This window comes from Streptomyces sp. ISL-10 (assembly GCF_018614575.1).
Lineage (GTDB): Bacteria > Actinomycetota > Actinomycetes > Streptomycetales > Streptomycetaceae > Streptomyces.
Genome location: NZ_JAGGOJ010000038.1, coordinates 43,535 through 62,421 on the forward strand (window position 1 = coordinate 43,535; position 18,887 = coordinate 62,421).

An 18,887-nucleotide genomic window follows, 5' to 3' on the forward strand; every position below is an offset into this window, starting at 1 on the left:
TCGGTGGGGCAGCGGCAATCCCGCGCCGCTGCCCCACGGACACGACCGGACGGAAGGAGCGGGTGACCATGTGGCCCCGAAGACAACGCCAAAGACCGCCCCGCCGCCTGTGCCCGGAACTGGACGACGGACAGCTCGCCCGCACCCTGACGCACCTCAAGGCCCAGATCGCCGCCCAGGGCGACAACCTGGCGGAATCCAACGACCGCGGGGCCCTCACGTACCCCATCGAGCAGGCGCTTCGTGACCCGGGCGACGACTGGGATCGGCGCATGCACCGCCTGCTCGTGCTCAGCACCGTCCCCGAAGCCCTCGTCCTCGCCCGCCAATGGCGAAGCCGGGACCCCGCCGCCGCCGACGCCCTGCTTCTTCAGATCTTCGCCGACATCCACCGGGCCCGTACCGCCGGCACGGCACTCGACATCGATGCCACCGTGCGTCTGTGCCGGCAGGCAGGGACGCTCGCGCCCTCGGACCCCGCCCCCTGGATTGCCATGCTCAGCTGCCACCGTATGCAGCGGGCACCCGGCATGGTGGTGCGGCCCGTGTGGGACGCCGTCAAGGAACGCGACCGCTGGAACCGCGAGGCACACCGGCAGATGCTGCACTACGTGTCTCCGCACGAATGCGGATCCAGCGCCCTGACCGTGCAGTTCCTCGATTCCGTCACCATCGCCGCGCCCCCCGGAGCCCCGGTGGCGGCACTGAGCCTCACCCACTCCCTCGCCCGGTACCGCAGAGCTCTGTCAGCCGGCGGGATCGAAGCGCTGACCGCGCACCGGCACTGGAACCAGCCTCACGAACGCGCCCTCGTCGACCAAGCCCTCTCGACCTGGCCCCAGCCCGGCTTCCTCACCCACGCAGCGGCACTCGCCGACCTCAACCTCCTGGCCCACATGCTGATCAAAGCCACGCGCCTGCCCGACGCATGGCCTGTCTTCGAGGCGATGTCAGGAGTGGCCACCGCTTGGCCCTGGGAACTCGACGGCGATCCCCTGCAGCAGGTCCAGGAAGCGTATCGCCGGGCGCTCAGGGCCAGGAGCCGCCAGACCAGCCGCTGACGATGCGCGCCGCCCCGCGTCCTGCGCCCGCCGAACCGAAGGCCGGCAAAAACACCTGCTCCGACCCGGTTGACATCCCCACCACCGCGGGTTCAATCTGGTCATAACTGGTTATTACCAGTTTATTCCCTTCCTGAGGTTCGGCGGCCTGAACGACCGCTCGGCGCATACGCGGAAGACGTGAGGTTGCCATGAATGCTCAAGTACTCCCCGAGCCGACCGGGCCGGTACAACTCCTCGACGCGGACCCGAGCCCCACGGTCCCCCACCCCGGCCAGGCGTATCGTCACGGGCCATGGCGCAGAACGGACGGCCGAGGAGACAGGCATCTTGCCCTGGTGAGCGCCTGTACCGAGGACGTCGGCCGGGTCCGCCGTCTCGCCGATGGCTTCCTCGCGGGCCTGCACGTGCCGCCCGCGGCGCGTGAGGACGCACTGCTCATCATCTCCGAACTGGTCACCAACGCGATCATTCACGCCCTGCCGCCCGCGGCCCTGCTCGTCCTCAGCATGCCGTGCAGCGTCCTTCGTATCGAAGTGACCGACGGTGGCCCGCAGCCCCACCGGCCGCCGCACGCCCATCCGCAGGAGGAACACGGCCGCGGGTTGACCATCGTTGCGGCCCTTGCCACTCGGCACGGCACCGTCACGCACGAAAGAGGCGCCACACGATGGGCTGAGTTGACTCCTTGACATCCGGCTCCAGAAAGCGGCGGCTCTCCGCGCCGGTGGAGCGTCGTCCGGCCCGGGAGGGCGCCCGTCCCGTGGAACGGGCGTCCCGCTCGGGCCGGCCGGGGCCGGTCACGGCATCTGGGCCGCCGTGTCCCACAGTTGCGTGGGGCGGCCGCAGCGCAGGGCCTCCCAAGCCGTCCGCCGGTAGCAGCCGGCGACCAGCCCGTCCCGCACCAGACCTGACGCGCCGTGCAGGTGGACCGCTTCACGTGTCACGTCCAGGGCCGTCTCGGCCGTCAGGGCGATGAGCCCGGCGGCCTCCCCCGGGGTGAGCCGGTTCTCGTCGAGGTCCTTGGCCGCGTCGCCGACCGCCCACCGGACCGCGTCGAGGCGGGCCAGGAGGCCGGCGACCCGCAGCCGCGGCCCCTGGTGCTTGACGAGCGCCTGGCCGAACTGCTGCCGGCCCCTGATCCGGGTCACCACGGCGGTGAGCGCGGCGGCGGTGATGCCGGCGAGCAGCGACGCCTGGTGCACTGCCGCCCGCAGCCCCACCCGGGCCAGCGCCTGCTCGGCGGCGATCCCCCGCAGGAGAACGGCCCCGGCGGGAACGCGAGCCCCGTCGAAGACCGCGCTGGAGACCGCTCCGCCGCCGTGGTCGCGCAGCGACCGCAACGCGACCCCTTCGGCGGGCAGCTCCACCAGGGCGACGCACGGCCCGTCGGGCCCCGTGGCCAGGACGAGCAGCGAGCCGGGCGCGACGCCGGTGGCGAAGGGCCCCACCGTTCCCGTCAGGACGATGCCGCCGCTGTCCCCGTCCCGCTTCCAGGTGATGCCGGGCGGGACCGCGCCGCACGGGTCGGGCAGCCGGCCCGGTACTGCGATGGGGTGCTCACCGGCGCGTACCCGGTCCAGCAGGCCCTCGGTCGCCTCCGGTGCGAGCGGGCCGAGCCCGGACAGCACGTCGAGGGCGAGCAGGGTGTCGGTCAGCGGGAGCGGCTGCATCGCGTTGCCGGCCTCCTCGCAGACCATCGCGAGGACGGCCTGACCGAGGTCGAGACCGTCCTTGTCGATGGGGAGGACGAACTCCCAGGCGCCGACCTGGGTCAAGGCCACCCAGGCGCATTCGGCGGTGCCGCCGGAGTCGAGTTCCAGGCCCTGGCGGACGGTGAGGCGGAGCTGGCGGAAGAGGGCGTCCTCCTCCTCGCGCTCCCGCCACCGCTCGGCGGGTGCCGCCCGTCCTGCGGCCTCCTGGCCCGTCGTCGTGGAGTGTGTCACGGCCGTACCTCCGCCCCGGAGTCGAGACGCAGCCGGGCCAGCGTCTCCAGCATCATTTCGGCGGTGCCTCCGGATATCCGCATCCCGGGGGCTTCTCGCATCGCCGAGTCCAGTGGGTGTGCCACCCCGTCGACCGAAGGGTCGTCGAGGGTCATGCTGCGGTCGCCGTCGAGTTCGGCCGCCCACCAGGCGACCTCGGCGGCGAGCTCGGTGGTGTACCACTTGGCGGCCGCGGCCTCGTCCTCGTTGAGTTCGCCCCGGTCGAGCCGGGTCAGGACGCGGCGTACGAGCGTGCCCGCGGCGAGCAGCCGGGCATTGAGCTTGGCGAGGCCGATCTGGTCGTGTTGACCGGCCGCCAGCCGGTCGGCGTGGCCCTCCAGCCGCTCGACGGCGGCGCGGTACCAGCGCAGGGCCTTGACGTAGTAGTCGAGCCCCGTGCGTTCGAAGGCGAGGGTCTTGACGACGATGGCCCAGCCCTGGCCGATGGTGCCGACCACGTCGTCGGCGGTGACGGCCACGCCGTCGAGGGTGACCTCGTGGAAGGCGTCGTCCCCGATGCCGGGGACGGCTCGGATCGTGACGCCCTTGTTGGCGAGGGGCACCAGGAACAGGCTGAACGCGTCGTCCTCGCCGCGGGCCAGGCAGAGTCCGTAGTCGGCGAGTCCCGCGAACAGGGAGTGGACCTTGGTGCCGTACAGCTTGTAGCCGCCGTCCCCGTCGGAGACGGCGCGGGTGGACAGGATGTTGAGGTCGGAGCCGGCCTGCGGCTCGCTGAAGAGGACGCAGCCGAAGGCGGTCCCGGCGGCGAAGCCGGGCAGGTGCCGGGCCTTCATGGCGGGGCTTGCGACGTTGAGGAGGGTGGAGCCGACGATCTGCACGGTCAGGGTGTGCAGCAGGTCGGGCACGTCGTGCATCGCCAGTTCCTCGACGAGGACGGCGGCGGCGACCTGGCTGACGCCGCGGCCGCCGTACTCCTCGGGCCACTGCGGCGCGAGCAGCCCGGCCTCGCCGAGCGCCCGGTGGACGGGGCGGGGGTCCCGGGTGCGCCGGGCGGCGGCGACCGGTGCGGACACGAGGACGTCGTGGATCTCCTCGCGCAGGACGCGCATGGGCGTACGGGGCACGCCGTCGCCGGAACGGACGAGCCCGCAGTCGGCGGGTGCCCGGTAGAACTCGGTGGTGAGCAACGGATACTCCCAGGGGCTAGCGGGTGGTGATCCCGGGGGCGGTGGGCGACTCGGCGGCTTGCCTCAGGACGTCCTCGACGCCGGTGATCAGCGCTGTCACGTCCTCGGGTGCGGCGGCTCGGCGGTTGAACTCGGCTGTTCCGCCGATCTCGCCGTCGCGTTCGACCAGGCCGATGCAGGCGAGGGTGGCGGCGGGGTCGGGGCTGTAGAGCTCCAGGTGGCGTGCAGGGGGGCCGGGTTGCTGGCTCACCTCGATTCCGGGGAGGCCGAAGGGCACGGCCGGGTAGTTGTGGAGGGCGAACAGGACGCTGTACGGCTGGGTCCCGGCGGCGAAGAGCTCGTCGACGGGAAGCCGCTGGTGGCTCAGCGCGTCGGCGACCGAGGCGCGGGTGCGTTCCAGCAGCTGCGCGAACGACGGGTCCTGGGCCAGGTCGATCATGATGGGGACGACGGTGGTGAACTGCCCGACCGCCCCCTCGAGTTGGGTGGCGAAGCGGCCCGCGGCCGGAGTGCCGACGACGACGTCGGTGCTCCCCTCGCGGCGGGCCAGCACCACGGCGAGGGCCGCGAGCAGCGTCATGAAGGGGGTGGCTCCCTGTGCGGCCCCGAGGGCGAGCCCCGTGTCGAGGGGGCTGCCGGGCCCGCGGTCCAGCCGCACCGGCACATGCCCCCGTTCGAACCCGCCGGGGGCGGCCTGCGCCGGCGGGACGCCGGCGAACGCGGCCCGCCGGAGCTCCAGTTCGGCAACGCCGTCCGGGGACGCGAGCCAGCGCTGCTGCCAGTCCGCGTAGTCGGGGAACTGCAGGTCCGGCGGGGCAAGGCTGTCCGCGCCGTCCCGGTACCCGGCGGCGAGGTCGGTGAGGAACACCCCGGAGGACCAGCCGTCGAAGAGCGCGAGGTGCGAAGCCAGGATCAGCACGTGCTCCTCGGGGCCGAGCGCCAGGAGCCGGAACCGGCTGGTGTCACCCCTCTCCAGGTCCAGCACGCTCTCCGCGCTCTCGGCGATCTGCTGCCGTACGGCTTCCTTCCGCACGGCGGGCGTGCGGTCGGTGAGGTCGGTGACGGTGAGCCGCAGGGTCGGCTCGGGGTCGACGCTCAGCTGTGGCCGGCCGCCGTCCGGGGAGTCGGTGATCCGGGAGCGCAGCGCCTCGTGGCGGGCGACGACGCCGGTGAGCGCGTCCCGCAGCCGTCCCCGGTCGAGGCGTCCGGTGAGCCGCACGGCGTGCGATCCTGTGCCGGCGCCCGGCCTGATGTGCTGTTCACGCCGGTGCAGCCGGGCCTGCAGGGCAGTGGCCGGGACCGGCCCCGCGCCGGAGCGCGGGGCGGGTCGGGCGGGGACGGGGCGGCGGGCGGCGAGCAGCATCCGGGCCAGTTCGCGCCTGGATTCCGGGAGGGCGGCGATGGCCCGGTCGACCCCTGCCTCCAAGGGGGCGGCCATCACGGGCCGTCCGGGTTCTGCAGGGACCTCAGCAGCGCGGCGGCCTCGTCGTCGCTCATGTTCTCGATCTGGTCGAACACCGCGAGCAGCCGGTCCTGCTCACCGGCCGCCTCCGCCTGTGCACTGCGGACGAGGTCGGCGAGCCCGGCGACGGTCGGGCGGCCGAAGAAGTCGGCGAGCGCGATGTCGATGCCGAACAGGGCACGGACCCGGGAGACCACGATGGTGGCCTGGAGCGAGCTGCCGCCGAGGGCGAAGAAGTCGCCTTCGACGTCGGGGCTGGACCACTCCAGCAGCGGCGTGAGGATGTCCCGGCAGATCTGCTCCTCGATCTCGTCCCGGGGCGCGGTGCCACCGGCGGCGACCTGGTCGACGGGCAGCGGCAGCGCCGTGACGTCGACCTTGCCGTGCCGGGTGAGCGGCAGCTCGTCCAGGACGACGACGACCGGCACCATGTAGCCCGGGAGCCGGGACGCGGCGTAGGCACGCAGCACTTCGGCGTCGACCACCTCCAAGGCGTACGCGCCGACCTGCTCGACGGTGACGTACGCGGCGAGCATCCGCTCGCCGCCCGCGGCCGGCTGGGCGAGGGCGACGGCCTGCTGGACGCGGGGGTGGCCGATGAGCACGGCCTCGACCTCGCCGGGTTCGATGCGGTGTCCGCGCAGTTTCACCTGACGGTCGGTGCGGCCGAGGAACTCCAGGTTGCCGCCGGGCAGCCAGCGCACCAGGTCGCCGGTGCGGTAGAGGCGTTCGGTCTCGGGCCCGTCGGCGTAGGGGTTGGTGACGAAGCGTTCGGCCGTCAGCTCGGGCCTGCCGAGGTAGCCGCGGGCGACGCCGGGGCCGGCGACGCACAGTTCGGCGGGCACGCCGGGCGGCACCGGCCGCAGCCGGTCGTCGAGTACGAAGGCCTGGTGGCCGGGCATGGGGCGGCCGATGGGCGGGTTGCGGTCGTAGCTTCCGGTGCAGTCCATGAGGGTGACGGCGACGGTGGCCTCGGTGGGGCCGTAGCCGTTGACGAACCGGCGCTCCCCCGCGGTCCATTCGGCCACCAGCCTGCCGGGGAACGCCTCGCCACCGACGGACACCAGCCGCAGGGAGGGCAGTCCGGCCTGGTCGAGCAGGGGCAGCAGCGCGGGCGGCAGTTCCGCGACGGTCACCGCGTCGTCGCGCATGCGGGCCTGGAGGAGGGCGGGGTCACGGCGTTCGTCGTCGGTGGCGATGACGAGTTCACCGCCGGCGAGCAGGGTGGTGAAGACCTCGAAGACCGAGACGTCGAAGGTGAAGGGGGCGAAGTGCAGGACGCGGTCGGCAGCACCGATCTCGTACGCCCTGGCGATGGTGCGGGAGAAGTGGGTGACCGAGCGGTGCTCGATCATCACGCCCTTGGGGGTGCCGGTGCTGCCCGAGGTGTAGAGCACGTAGGCGAGGTCGGCAGGGGTCGACGTCGGCGGCAGGGACGGCACCTCGCGCACGGGAGCGGTGGTGCCCGCGGTGACGAGTTCCAGCGGTACGGGCAGTGCGGTGGCGTCGTCGTCGACCAGGGCGTGGCGGACCTTGGCGTCGGCGAGGACGGTCCTGGTGCGCTCGGCGGGCGCGGCCGGGTCCACGGGGACGTAGTGGGCGCCGGCCTTGAGGATGCCGAGCAGTGCGGCGACAGCGGGGGCGCCCCGCCCGAGGCAGACGGCCACCGGGTCGCCGTGCCGGACGCCCCGGTCGCGCAGCCGGTGGGCGATGGCTTCCGACCAGCGGTCCAGGGCCGCGTAGTCCAGCGTGGTGGCGCCCTGGCGGACGGCGACGGCGTCGGGCCGGATGGTGGCACGCTCACGGAAGGCGCTGTCGAGGGTGGTGGTCCAGGCGGCCTCGTCGAGAGGACCGCCACGGGACAGCTCACGGGCGTGCCGGGAGGCGGCCGGCTCCTCGACGAGGCTGAGCTCGCCGATGCGGAGGTCGGGATTCTCGGCCACCTGCTCGATGACGCGCCGGAAGGCGGTCAGGAGCGCGGAGGCGGTGCCGTGCCGGTAGAGGGAAGTGTTGTACTCCAGCGACAGCTCCAGGCCGTCGTTCTCGCCGACCAGGAAGCTCATGTCGAACTTCGCCGCCCCGTCGTGCAGTTGATCGACGGCGAGCTCGACGCCGGCGGCCTCGCTCGTCTGCGTTCCCCAGCGGCCAAGCGAGGTGAACTCGATCTGGAACAGAGGGTGCCGCAGGGGGTCACGCGCCGGGCGGACGGCGTCGACGACCTGCTCGAAGGGCAGCTCGCTGTTGGTGAAGGCGTCCATCACGGTGCCCGCCGTGCGGGAGACCAGCTCGCGGAAGGTGAGGTCGTCCCCGACCTCGGTGCGCAGGGTGATCATCTGGACGAAGCAGCCGATGACCTGCTCCAGGTCGGGGTGCGGGCGGGAGGCGCTCGCCGTGCCGACGACGACGTCCTCGGTGTGCGTCCAGTGCCGCAGAGTTGCGTTGAAGGCGGCCAGCAGTGTGGTGAACACGGTGGTGTCGGAGCTCTCGGCCACCGCGTTCAGCCGGTCCAGCAGGTCCTGTTGCAGGGTGAGCGTCAGGCCGCGGCCGTCGCCTCGTGTCTCGGGGGTGCGCGGGTGGTCGGGCATGACCTCGGTGGCCTCGGCGCCCGCGAGCAGCTGCCGCCATTTGTCGGCCAGTGCCCGCCGGTGCTCGGGGTGTTCCAGCTTGGCGCGCTGCCAGGCGGCGAAGTCGGCGTACTGGACGGCGAGTTCCCCGGGCTCCGGGCGCCTGCCCTGCGCGGCTTCGGCGTAGCAGGAGGTGAGCTCCTCCGTGAAGATACGGGTGGAGCCGGGGTCCCACACGACGTGGTGGACCACCCAGAGCAGGATGTGGCGGTCGCCCGCGAGGCGCACGAGGTGCGCCCGTACGGGTGGGGCGGCGGCCAGGTCGAAGGGCGCCGACGCACAGGAGGCGGTGAGTTCGGCCAGTTCGCCGTCGGGGTCGTCGCTGCCGCTGAGGTCGGTGGTCTGCACCCCGAGGACGAAGCCGGGGACGGGCTCCTGCCAGGGCACCCCGTCGACCTCGACGAGCTTGCTGTGCAGGACCTGGTGGCGGGCGACGACCGCGTTGAGCGCCTCGTGCAGCGCGGCCCGGTCGAGCGGGCCGTCCAGGCGTATCGCCAGGGCGATGTTGTTGCGTGCCTTGCCCGCGCCCAGCCGGTCGACGAACCACATCTGTTCCTGCTGGAAGGAGGCCCGGGAACGGGGGCCGTGGTCGGCGCGCTTCAGTTCGCCTCGGTGACCGACGGGGGCGGTCATCTGGTTGCGCATCCGGCCCAGCAACCGGGAGCGCTGCCCTTGTGGCAGTCGGCCGAGCCGTTCGGCGAGGTCAGACATGGGTTCCTCCGTTGCGGTGCAGGTCGGCCAGCAGTGCGGCAAGCCGGTCGGGCAGATGCTTGGCGAAGTAGTGGCGGCCGCCGGGGATCACGGCGAGCCGCAGGTCGGGGGCGTAGCGGCCCCAGGCGCGGTGGCCCTGCTCGAAGCCCTCGGTCGCGTCGTCGGCGTCGCCGACGATGACGGTGAGGGGAGTGCGGAGGGGGCGTTCATAGCCTTCGGGCGTACGGGCGAAGAAGCGGGCGGCCTCGGTCATGTCGTGCCGGACCATCCGCAGCACGGCTGTCAGGTCGCTGTCGTCGAGGACGCCGTCGAAGCCGTCCATGGCGGTGAGGTAGCCGACGAGGTCCTCGTCGCTGGAGACGCGCTCCATCTCCAGCGCGTACTCGGGGTCGTCCTCCGGGAGGGCGGCGGCGAGATGGAGGGCGACCGGCCGCAGGCCGTCGCGTTCGAGGACCCGGGTGGTCTCCAGGGCGGTGACGACCCCGGCGCAGTGGCCGTAGACGGCGAACGGTCCGGTGACGGTGCGGGCGATCTCGCGGGCGGCGAGTTCGGCGAATTCCCCGACCGGGAGCATCGGCCCGGGGACGAGCGGGTCGTGTCCGGGCGGGGACACGGCCAGCAGCTGGATGTGCGGCGGGAGGTGGGCGGCCAGGGGCTGGTAGGCGATGGCGTCGCCGCCGCCGTGCGGGAAGCAGACGAGGGTGAGCGCGGCGGGGCCTTCGGCGGGCCCCTGGGAAAGCCGGTGCAGCAGCCGGTGCGTGGCCCCGTCGGCGCTCGGGCCGCCGAGTTCGGTGACACGGGCGGCGAGGCCCGCCGGGGTGGGGTTGCTGAACAGGTCCACCACGCGCAGGGCGTGCGCCTGCCGCATCCCGTCGGCCACGGCCCGCACCGCGCGGACGGCGGCGAAGGAGTCGCCGCCGAGGGCGAAGAAGTCGTCGTCGGGTCCGACGGCCTCCAGGCCCAGGACCTCGGCCCAGACGGCGGCGACGCGCCGGGCGACGGCGTCGCCGGCGGTGGGAGGCGCGCCGTCGGTGATGGCAACGGCGACGGGGCCGGCGGGGTCGCCGTCCGTGGCAGCGGGGGTCGTGGGGCCGGCGGGTGCGGCGGCCTCGGGGCGTCGGGTCCGCGGCTCCGGCAGGGCCTTGCGGTCGACCTTGCCGTTGGGGCTGAGCGGCAGCCGGTCCAGGAGCACGAGTTCGGCGGGCACGCAGTGGGGCGGCAGCACGGTGCCCAGCGCGGCGCGCAACGCGGCCGTGTCGGGTGCGGCCCCGTCCTCGGGGACGACGTAGCCGATCAGGCGCGCCGAGCCGGCACCCTGGCGGGCGACGACGACGGCCTCGCGGACGCCGGGCCGGTCGCGCAGGGCACTCTCCACCTCACCGGGCTCGATGCGCAGCCCGTTGAGCTTGATGCGGAAGTCGGTGCGGCCGAGGAGCTCGATGGTGCCGTCGGGCCGGTAGCGGGCGAGGTCGCCGGTGCGGTAGAGCCGCTCGGTGCGGCCGGGTTCGAGCTCGACGCGGACGAACTTCTCCGCGGTCAGCTCGGGCCGGTTGAGGTAGCCGCGGGCCAGTCCGACTCCGCCGAGGTGCAGTTCGCCGGGCACACCGACAGGGACCAGCCGGTCGGCCGGATCGAGGATGTAGGTGTGCTGGTTGGCCATGGGCCGGCCGTACGGAAGCTTCGTCCAGGTCGGATCCACCCGGTCGACGCGGTACTCCACGGAGTGGATGGACGCCTCGGTGGCGCCGCCCAGCGCGGCGAAAGCCAGCCCGGGGGCGAAGGCGCGGAGCCGGTCGGGGTGGGTGACGGGGATCCAGTCGCCGCCGAGGAAGGCGGTGCGCAGCCTCGGCAGCGCGGGGCCGCCGGCGTGCTCGAGCTGGTCCAGGAGGAGGCCGAGCAGAGCGGGCGCGGAGTTCCACACGGTCACCCCGTGACGCTCGATCAGGTCGGCCCAGTGGGCGGGGTCCTTGGCGGCGGCCGGGTCGGGCAGGACGAGGGTGCCGCCGGCGGCGAGCATGCCGAGCGTCTCGTACACGCTCATGTCGAAGCTCGGCGAGGACAGTGCGAGGACCGCGTCATCGGGCCCGATGCCGTAGGAGCGGTTGAGGTCGAGCAGGTTGTTGACCACCCCGCGGTGCTCCAGCGCGATGCCCTTGGGGGTGCCGGTGGAACCCGAGGTGAAGATGACGTACGCCAGGTCGCGGGAGGTGACGGGGACCGCCGGCCGGGTCGCGGGCAGGGTCTGAAGGACCGGCCGGTCGGTGTCCAGCAGGACCCGGACCGTGTCGGGGCCCAGCGGGAGCCGGCCGATCAGCTCGGAGTCGGAGACCACGATCGGCGGCGCGGCGTCGCGCAGCAGCAGCCCCAGACGCTCGGCGGGGTACTCGGGGTCGAGGGGGACGTAGGCGGCACCCGCCTTGAGGACGGCGAGGATCGCGGTGACAAGGCCCGGTCCGCGGCGCAGGCACAGCGCAACGGTCCGGTCCGGCCCGGCGCCCGCCTCCGCCAGGTGGTGGGCGAGGCGGTTGGCCCGCTCCTCCAGCTCCCGGTAGGTGACGTTCCAGCCGCCGAGGCCGCCGCAGACGATCGCGGCGGCATCGGGGCGCCGGTCGACGTGCTGCTCGAACAACTGGTGCAGGCAGGCGTCCTGGGGGAAGGGCGCGCGGGTGGCGTTCCAGTCGTCCAGGGCCGTACGGCGCTCAGACCCGGTCAGCAGCGGCAGCGCTGAGATCGGCACGTCGGGCACGGCGACGGCGGCTTCCAGGGTGGTGAGGAAGTGGCCGAGCAGCCGGTCGACGGTCGAGGCGTCGAAGAGATCGGTGGGGTACTCCACGAGGGCGCGGACCGCGCTGCCGGTGTCATGGACGCTGATCATCAGGTCGTACTTGGTGGCCCGGGAGGAGAAGTCGATCGGCTCGGTGTCGAGTCCGGCGAGGCCGGGCGCGGTGTCCGGGGTCTCGTCCAGCAGGAACATCACGGAGGTCAGCGGCGGGCGGCTGGGGTCGCGCGGCGGCCCGAGCGCGTCGACGATCAGGTCGAAGGGCAACTCCTGGTGCGCGTACGCCTGGAGCGTGGTCTGCCGGGTGGCGCGGACGAGCCCGGCGAAGTCCGGGTCGCCGCCCGTTCTGATGCGCAGCGGCAGGGTGTTGACGAAGAATCCGACGAGCTCGCTGAAGGCCGGGTGGTCGCGACCGGAGACGGAGGTGCCGACGACGATGTCCTCCTGGCCGGTCCAGCGCCGCAGGGTGGCGGCGAAGCCGGCCAGCATCGTCATGTACAGCGTCGCGCCCTCAGACTTGCCGAACTCCCGCAGACGCGCGATGAGCTGGGGTGGCAGGTCGAAGTAGCGGGAGGCTCCGGCGTGGCCGAAGACGGGCGGCCTGGGCCGGTCGGTGGGGAGGTCGACGGGGCCGGTGCCGCTGAGCTCCTCGCGCCAGAAGGCGGTGAGTTCCGCCAGGCGCTTGCCGCTGATGCGGCGGCGCTGCCAGGCGGCGAAGTCGGCGTACTGCAGGGCGAGGTGCGTCAGCGGCTCGGCGGCCGCTCCCACGCGGGCCGCGTAGGCGCGCTCGAGTTCGGTGTAGAGCAGCCGCATGGACCAGCCGTCGGTGACGATGTGGTGCAGGTTGAGGACGAGGACGTGGTCGTCGGCGGCGATACGGGCGAGCGAGGCACGCAGCGGTACGGCGCCCGCGAGGTCGAAGGGGGCGGCGGCGTCCGCGTCGTAGAAGGCGCGGACGCCGGACCCGTCCGGCAGTTCGGTCACCGGCAGCGGCAGGCGGAACCCGTGCAGCACGTGGGGCTCGGCCTCCGCGGCGCCGGGCACGTCGCGGTAGACGGTGCGCAGGACCTCGTGGCGGTCCACGACGTCCTGAAGGGCTCCGTGCAGGGCCGGCACGTCGAGGGGGCCGCGGATGCGGGTGGCGACCGGGACGTTGTAGGCGGGGCTGCCGGGCTGCAGCTGGTCGAGGAACCACAGGCGGCGCTGGGCGAAGGAGAGCACCGGCGCCTCGGAGGGATCCCGTGGTGCCGGTTCGGGGTCCTCCCGTACGGCGGCGCGCCCTCCGCCCAGGCCCGCGAGGGCCTGGAACAGCGCCCGGCGGTGCTTCGGAAGTGCGGCTATGCGTTCGGCGAGGGACTCGCTCACCTTGTGCCTCCGTGCGGTCTGAAGGATGAGGGATACGGCGAGGTTTGCGGTGGGACGCGGGGCGCCCCCGGACGACCGGTGGCGGCAACGCCCCGTCGTGCGGGACGCGACCGCCTGCGGCCCCGGTGGGGCCTCTGCGGCGGCCGCAGGTGGGCCGCTCGCGCCGCCCCGGCGGTGCGGACGTTCAGCCCGGAAGGTGCAGCCGGTTCCCGGCGACCCCGGAGGTGCGCCGGGCTACGGAGCGGCGGCCCGGAAGGTGCTGCCCATTCGCGCTCCCGGAGATGCGGCGGTCTGCGCCAGCCCCGAAGCGGCGGCCGTTCCCACCGACCCCGGCGGTACAACCGCTCCGGCCGACCCACGAAGTGCGACCATTCCGGCCGACCCAGGTGCGGCCCAATCGCGCTCCCGGAGATGCGGCGGTCTGCGCCAGCCCCGAAGCGGCGGCCGTTCCCACCGACCCCGCCGGTACGACCGCTCCGGCCGACCCACGAGGCGGCCGATTCCGCACACCCCAGAGGGAGAGCCGTTCAGCCAACCCCTGCGGTGCGGCCGTGCCGCGCGGCCCGGCCACGTGCGGCCAGTTCCGCCGGCCCCAGAGGTACCGCGCTCCGCGACGCCGCGGCCACTCGCGGGGCGTGCCGCGCCGGTGCGGCGGGAGGTGCAGCCGTTCCGGCACGACCCCGACGGTGCGGCCCCGTGTCGCGGGCCGCGGCCGCGGTCTTGTCGGCCGCGCCGGTGTGGCTGCGGAGCGGGTGCCGGTCGGGCCGCCACCCGCTCCGACGCGCACAGGTCGCCCTACGCGCCGACCTTGGCGTCGTCCGCCACGGGCTCCGCCGGTCCGGCGCCTTCGGCGCCCTCCTCGGCGGTGGCGTCGCCGCCCGGCATCTCCTTGATGGCGGCGACGGGGCCGCCCAACAGGGTCAGACCACCGACGATGGTGATCGCTCCGGCGACGGCCAGCGCCGCGGTGAGGCCGAAGGCCTCGCCCAGCGCGCCGCCGGCGAAGTAGCCGAGGGACAGGGCGCCGTAGACGGCCGACAGGGCTGCGCCGCTGACGCGCCCCATCTGCTCGTTGGGCGTGATGCCCTGGACGAGGCTCAGGACGTGGATGTCGAACATCGGGGACACGAAGCCGATGACGGCCTGGACCACGATCAGCCCGACGAATCCGGCGACCGCCCCGCCCGTCGGCACCAGGATGTAGCCGACGCCGAGCACGACCGCGGTCAGGACCAGCGTGCGGCCGACCGTGAGCACCTTGGTGACCTGCTCGGACAGGACGGCACCGACGATGACGAAGACCGACATCACGGCGAACGCCGCGCCGACCTGGCCGGGGCTCAGGTCGAGCACCTTGTACGCGTAGACGATCAGCAGCGCGTCACCCATCGCGGCACCGAGGTTGACCACGACGTTGGCGGTGAACAGCCCCCGCAGGACGGGGTTGCCGAAGAGGGTCTTGAGGCCCTCCTTCATCTCCGCCTTGGCGGACGCCTTCGTCTCCTCCACCCGGGCCCGGGTGTCACGGTGCCGGATGATCAGCAGCGCCACCAGCGAGACCAGGAAGGTGAACGCGTCCGCGGTGATCGCGCGGGCCGCGCCGAGCACCTGGATCAGCGCGCCACCGGCGCCGGCACCGACGGCCTCGGCGACGCTGCGGCTGATCTGGAGCTTGGTGTTGCCCTCGACGAGGTTCTCGGTGCCGATCAGCTGCGGCAGCCACGACTGGTACGAGACCTCGAAGAAGGTGGTCAGGACACCGGTGAGGGCGGCCGCGATGTAGACGTGCGTCATGGTGACGGAGTCGAACGCGAAGGCCACCGGGATCGACCCGAGCGCCGCGAAGCGGCCCAGGTCGGCCACGATCATGATGGTGCGGCGCGAGAACCTGTCCGCGACGAGGCCGGCGACCGGGGCCAGGAGCAGGAAGGGGAGGAAGCGCAGTGCGCCGAGGACGCCGACCTCGAACGCTCCCCCGTCGAGAAAGACGACCGCGAGGGTCGGTAGCGCGAGCAGTGAGATCTTGTCGCCGAAGTTGCTGATGGTCTGCCCGAACCACAGGCGATTGAAATCGGAATGCCGACCGAGTGCCATGTCGACGCCCTTTTCTGGTTGGGGACGGAATTGTCGGACGGCACTGAACGTATGGCGGGCGGGTTAGCCACCGGTTACGGATCCGGGCGATCAGAGGCCGGGCATGGAGAGCGTATGAGAAGCGTTGTAGAAGCGTGCAATGTCGGCGCTCTCCCGGGCGATCCCCGCGGTGACCGCGGGGTCGAGCGGTGCACTGCCGGCGAAGGGCTCCACCAGCGGCTCGGCACCGCGGCGGCCTCCTGACCAGGTGCCCACCGCCCAGCCGTCGACCACCACAGTGGGGCGGATGATTCCGCCGCCGGGCCACACGCGGCGCTCGTGCTCCGCGGGCACGGACAGTTCCCGGCGCCGGTATCCGACGAGATAGTTGTCGTACGCCGGAAGCAGACGCACATCCCCTTCGGGGATGTGATCGGCGTCTTCCCGCGGGAATTCGCCCGCGGCCGCCCAGGCTTTCCTGCACACGGCGGCCCGAAGCCCCGACCAGTGGGCGAAGTCCTCCACGTCGGCGGGGCCGTGGGCCGCGCGGTAACGGCGGGCGAGTTCGCTCTCGGCGGCGGCTCCCGTGAAAGGCGGTGGTCCGGAGGCCGGCAGCCAGTCGTCGAGCAGGACGAAGGTGGCCTCGCCCTCGCGCTGGGGCCCGTGGCAGATCAGGCCGGACAGCGCGGTCCGGCGGATCAGGTGGAAGGCGGACTGGCCCTTGGACTCCACGCCCAGGGTGCCCAGGCGCTCGGTCAGTTCGGCGCGGGTCAGCGGGCCTTCCCCGTCGATGGCCTGCACGATGAGTTTCGCCGCCCGTTCGCACAGGGCTTCGTCCAGGCCGAGTTCACGCAGCCGGCGGGCGGCGAGGGACAGGTAGACCGGGCCGAAGAGGCCGAGCAGCCAACGGGCGTCCGCCGCCGGGACGAGCTGCAGTGTGCCGCGCATGAACCAGCCGCGCACGACGGTGCGTTCGGTGTCGGTGGCGTGCCGGACGTCGTCGGCGGTCAGGTCCGCCACGCGGGCGCGCAGGCCGAGGCCCGCCGCCGCGAGGTCCTGGGCCTGGACCGCGAGGACCCGGTCCAGGGCGGCGGCGACCGTCTTTTCACGGACCCGCCCCCCGATCGCCTGTGCGCGTGCTCTCAGCAGCCGGTCGGCAGTTCGTCGTTCCACAGTCCCCAGTCTTTCACCGAGATCGTTGGTACCAGGTCGTCACAGGCCGGCGGACAGCGTCCGCAGCGCCACCGGTTCGCGGGCCGCCGCACAGCCGACAACGCCCGGCGCCGACCAGTCCGTGAGCCGCCAGTCCCGCCAGCAGGACGTCCCCGTGCCGTGCAGGGGCAGGTCGAGGCGGCCCAAGTCGTCGAGCGCGGCCGCGCCGATCTTGACCAGTGCCTCCTTGCGCACCCACTGACGGAGGAAGGCCCGCCGCGGGTCCGGGTGCGCCCGCAGCCCGGCGAGCTCGGCCGGGCCGCAGGCGCGTTCCGCCACGTTCCAGTTCATCGGGCCGTGGCCGTCGTCGGCCTCCAGGTCGACGCCCACCGGCCCGTGGGCAGCGGCGGCCGCGACCCAGCCGCGGGTGTGGGTGAGGCTCACGCCGATGCCGGGCGCCTCGGCCAGGTGCGGCCGTCCGTGCGGCCGGTCGCACCGGTCGCAGCTCTGCACCAGGGTCAGGCTCCGCGCCGGCCGCCTCAGCAGGCGGGCGGCGCACAGCCTGACCAGGGCGTGGGCGGCGACGAAGTCGTCCCGGTCGGCGGCGGACCGCAGGGCATCAGCCCGGTCCCGTTCCGTACGGGTCAGCAGCTCCCGTACGTCACCGGCTCCGGCGAGCACCTCGCCGGTCCGCCCGGCCAGTGCGACCGCCGCCATCAGCGCCTGCGGCGCAGGACCGCGTGGTAGCCCGGCAGCAGCAGCGCGTCAGCGTCCGACTGCGGGTCGATGGCATGCAGCTGGATCGCGTCGTCTTCCAGGATCTCCCAGTCGTCCGCCGGGAAGGCGGCGGTCAGTTCGGGTCGGGTGAAGCGGTTGGAGTGCCGCACACCGGCCGCCTCCAGCGGCCCGACGAGGTCCTCGGCCCGGCCGCGCTTGCCGCCGACGAAGCCGAGGTAGCCGAAGGAGTTGCTGGAGTAGTCGGGCTCGTGGACGATCAGCACCCCGTCGGGGCCGAGCAGCCGGCCGGCCACGGTGGCGAGCCGGGCGCGGGCCGCGCTGTCGAGGACGTGGAAGACGCCGCGGACGAAGATGTTGTACGGCCCCTCGCCCAGAGCGGCGGCCTGCTCGGCGTCGGTCATGTCGACCGCAAGGTAGTCGACGTTCGCCGCTCCCGTTGCCTGTGCCTCGCGGACGGCGTGCTCGATGGCGCTGGCGGAGACGTCCACGCCGACCACACGCGGGTAGTGCGGGGCGAGTTCGCGGCTGTAGCGGCCGTTTCCGCAGCCGAGGTCGATGACCGGCAGGTCGTCCGCGAAGTGCTTGCGGGCCTGGCCGAGCAGCCACTGGAACTCCTCGCCGCTGTCGGCGTCCCAGATGACGTCGCCGCCGCGGCCGGTGCGTTCGATGCCGGCCCAGTAGCGCTCCCACGCGTCGCCGGTGTCCCGTTCCTCCACCGGCCGCTCGGCGGCGCTCGGATCACCGGGCGGCGGCGAGAAGCGCTCCCATGCCTCCTCCTCGCCGAGCGCTTCGAGCAGGGCGACGAACTCCTGGAACATGGACTCGATCAACCCGTCGGGGTAAACGGCGGGCAGGTGGTCCCAGTTGAAGGTGAGGCCGCCGGACTTCTCGAAGACCTGGAAGTCGAGTGAGACCTGCGGGGTCTGGGAGATCCCGTACACCGTCACGCCCAGCTCGGTCTCCTCGTACTGCGGCGGGTGGCCGGCGAGGCTGGTCATCACCACGGGCATCGCGGGCGCGAGGGAACCGCGCAACTTGGTGAGTTCACGCAGGACCTGGACGCCGCTGAAGTAGCGGTGCTCCAGGTCCGCCCACAGGCGGCGCTGCAAGGCCTGGGCGCGTCCGGTGAAGGTGGTGTCCTGCTGCTCGACGGCGAGCAGCAGGGTGGTCGTGGTGTCGGCGAGCAGGGAGTTGACCTGCGGGTGCAGCGGCAGCCGGTTGAAGAGGGGGAAGTTGATGGTGAAGCGGGCCTGCCCGGAGGCGCTGCCGAGGACTTCGGCGTAGGCGGCGGCGAGCACGCCGGAGGGGGTGACCTTGCGGTCGCCGGCCCGCTCCTGGATACGGTTCCACAGCTCGGCGGGCACGACATGGCTGAGCCGTTCGAAGCGGACGGGCAGCTCGGGGGCGTCCGCGGGCCGTTCGGGGAGCTGCGGGGCGGGCGGCAGGGTGGCGAGCCGGTCCCGCCAGTACCACTCGGAGCGGCGGTAGAGCTCGCTGTCGCGCAGCGAGTTGCCGACGGCCAGCACATAGTCGCGGAACGTCAGCTCCAGCGGCGCCAGTTCGGCGCCTGACCCGGGCCGTGGCTCGCCCGGGCGGGGGCCGTTGACCGTTGCTGCCCGGTGGGTGGCTTCCACGGGGCCGGCGTCAGACCCGGGCCGTGGCTCGCCCGGGCGGGGGCCGTTGACGGTTGCTGCCCGGTGGGTGGCTTCCACGGGGCCGGCGCCTGACCCGGGCCGTGGCTCGCCCGGGCGGGGGCCGTTGACGGTTGCTGTCCGGTGGGTGGCTTCGA

At 73.3% G+C, this 18,887-nt stretch carries 11 protein-coding genes; 2 read left to right on the plus strand and 9 right to left on the minus strand.

Translation table 11 applies throughout. The annotated features are described in order from the left end of the window. The first annotated feature begins 68 nt into the window (after nt 1–68). A complete protein-coding gene (locus J7E88_RS32165) occupies nt 69–1,061 on the plus strand; it encodes a hypothetical protein (protein ID WP_215186991.1) in 993 nt (330 codons plus the stop codon). Nucleotides 1,062–1,399: 338 nt separating this feature from the next. Beyond that, nucleotides 1,400–1,753 carry an ATP-binding protein gene (locus tag J7E88_RS32170; RefSeq protein ID WP_308307686.1) on the plus strand — a complete coding sequence of 118 codons (354 nt, stop codon included), beginning with the start codon at nt 1,400–1,402 and terminating at the stop codon, nt 1,751–1,753. Between the two features lie 108 nt (nt 1,754–1,861). Here the strand turns inward: J7E88_RS32170 and J7E88_RS32175 are convergent, their stop codons facing one another. The 9 genes from J7E88_RS32175 to J7E88_RS32215 form a co-directional block, all read right to left on the minus strand. Then, entirely contained in the window at nt 1,862–3,007 is a 1,146-nt protein-coding gene (locus tag J7E88_RS32175) for an acyl-CoA dehydrogenase family protein (RefSeq protein WP_215186993.1), read from the minus strand. After that, nucleotides 3,004–4,194, minus strand: a complete 1,191-nt coding sequence (locus tag J7E88_RS32180) for an acyl-CoA dehydrogenase family protein (RefSeq protein WP_215186994.1) — start codon at nt 4,192–4,194, stop codon at nt 3,004–3,006. The genes J7E88_RS32175 and J7E88_RS32180 overlap by 4 nt, the downstream gene beginning before the upstream one ends. Nucleotides 4,195–4,210: 16 nt before the next feature. Continuing rightward, complete coding sequence (locus J7E88_RS32185) at nt 4,211–5,632, minus strand: condensation domain-containing protein (RefSeq protein WP_215186995.1); 1,422 nt, start codon at nt 5,630–5,632, stop codon at nt 4,211–4,213. Beyond that, nucleotides 5,632–8,991, minus strand: coding sequence for a non-ribosomal peptide synthetase (locus tag J7E88_RS32190; protein WP_215186996.1), 3,360 nt, complete (start codon nt 8,989–8,991; stop codon nt 5,632–5,634). Before J7E88_RS32190 ends, J7E88_RS32185 begins: the two co-directional genes overlap by 1 nt. Further along, on the minus strand, nt 8,984–13,135 hold the full coding sequence (locus J7E88_RS32195) for a non-ribosomal peptide synthetase (RefSeq protein WP_215186997.1): 4,152 nt from the start codon (nt 13,133–13,135) through the stop codon (nt 8,984–8,986). The genes J7E88_RS32190 and J7E88_RS32195 overlap by 8 nt, the downstream gene beginning before the upstream one ends. A gap of 795 nt (nt 13,136–13,930) precedes the next feature. Beyond that, nucleotides 13,931–15,229, minus strand: a complete 1,299-nt coding sequence (locus J7E88_RS32200; RefSeq protein WP_215186998.1) for an MFS transporter — start codon at nt 15,227–15,229, stop codon at nt 13,931–13,933. Between the two features lie 90 nt (nt 15,230–15,319). Continuing rightward, nucleotides 15,320–16,381, minus strand: a complete 1,062-nt coding sequence (locus J7E88_RS32205) for a winged helix DNA-binding domain-containing protein (protein WP_215186999.1) — start codon at nt 16,379–16,381, stop codon at nt 15,320–15,322. 39 nt (nt 16,382–16,420) lie between these two features. Then, nucleotides 16,421–17,077, minus strand: a complete 657-nt coding sequence (locus J7E88_RS32210) for a 4'-phosphopantetheinyl transferase superfamily protein (RefSeq protein WP_215187000.1) — start codon at nt 17,075–17,077, stop codon at nt 16,421–16,423. Next, complete coding sequence (locus J7E88_RS32215) at nt 17,077–18,732, minus strand: condensation domain-containing protein (RefSeq protein ID WP_215187001.1); 1,656 nt, start codon at nt 18,730–18,732, stop codon at nt 17,077–17,079. Before J7E88_RS32215 ends, J7E88_RS32210 begins: the two co-directional genes overlap by 1 nt. Nucleotides 18,733–18,887 lie beyond the last annotated feature (155 nt).

What these genes read in the sequence shown, in the direction of transcription:
- J7E88_RS32165 (WP_215186991.1), top strand. Translation starts at nt 69, where the DNA reads ATGTGGCCCCGAAGACAACGCCAAAGACCGCCCCGCCGCCTGTGCCCG.
- J7E88_RS32185 (WP_215186995.1), bottom strand. Translation starts at nt 5,632, where the DNA reads ATGGCCGCCCCCTTGGAGGCAGGGGTCGACCGGGCCATCGCCGCCCTC.
- J7E88_RS32190 (WP_215186996.1), bottom strand. Translation starts at nt 8,991, where the DNA reads ATGTCTGACCTCGCCGAACGGCTCGGCCGACTGCCACAAGGGCAGCGC.
- J7E88_RS32200 (WP_215186998.1), bottom strand. Translation starts at nt 15,229, where the DNA reads ATGGCACTCGGTCGGCATTCCGATTTCAATCGCCTGTGGTTCGGGCAG.
- J7E88_RS32210 (WP_215187000.1), bottom strand. Translation starts at nt 17,077, where the DNA reads ATGGCGGCGGTCGCACTGGCCGGGCGGACCGGCGAGGTGCTCGCCGGA.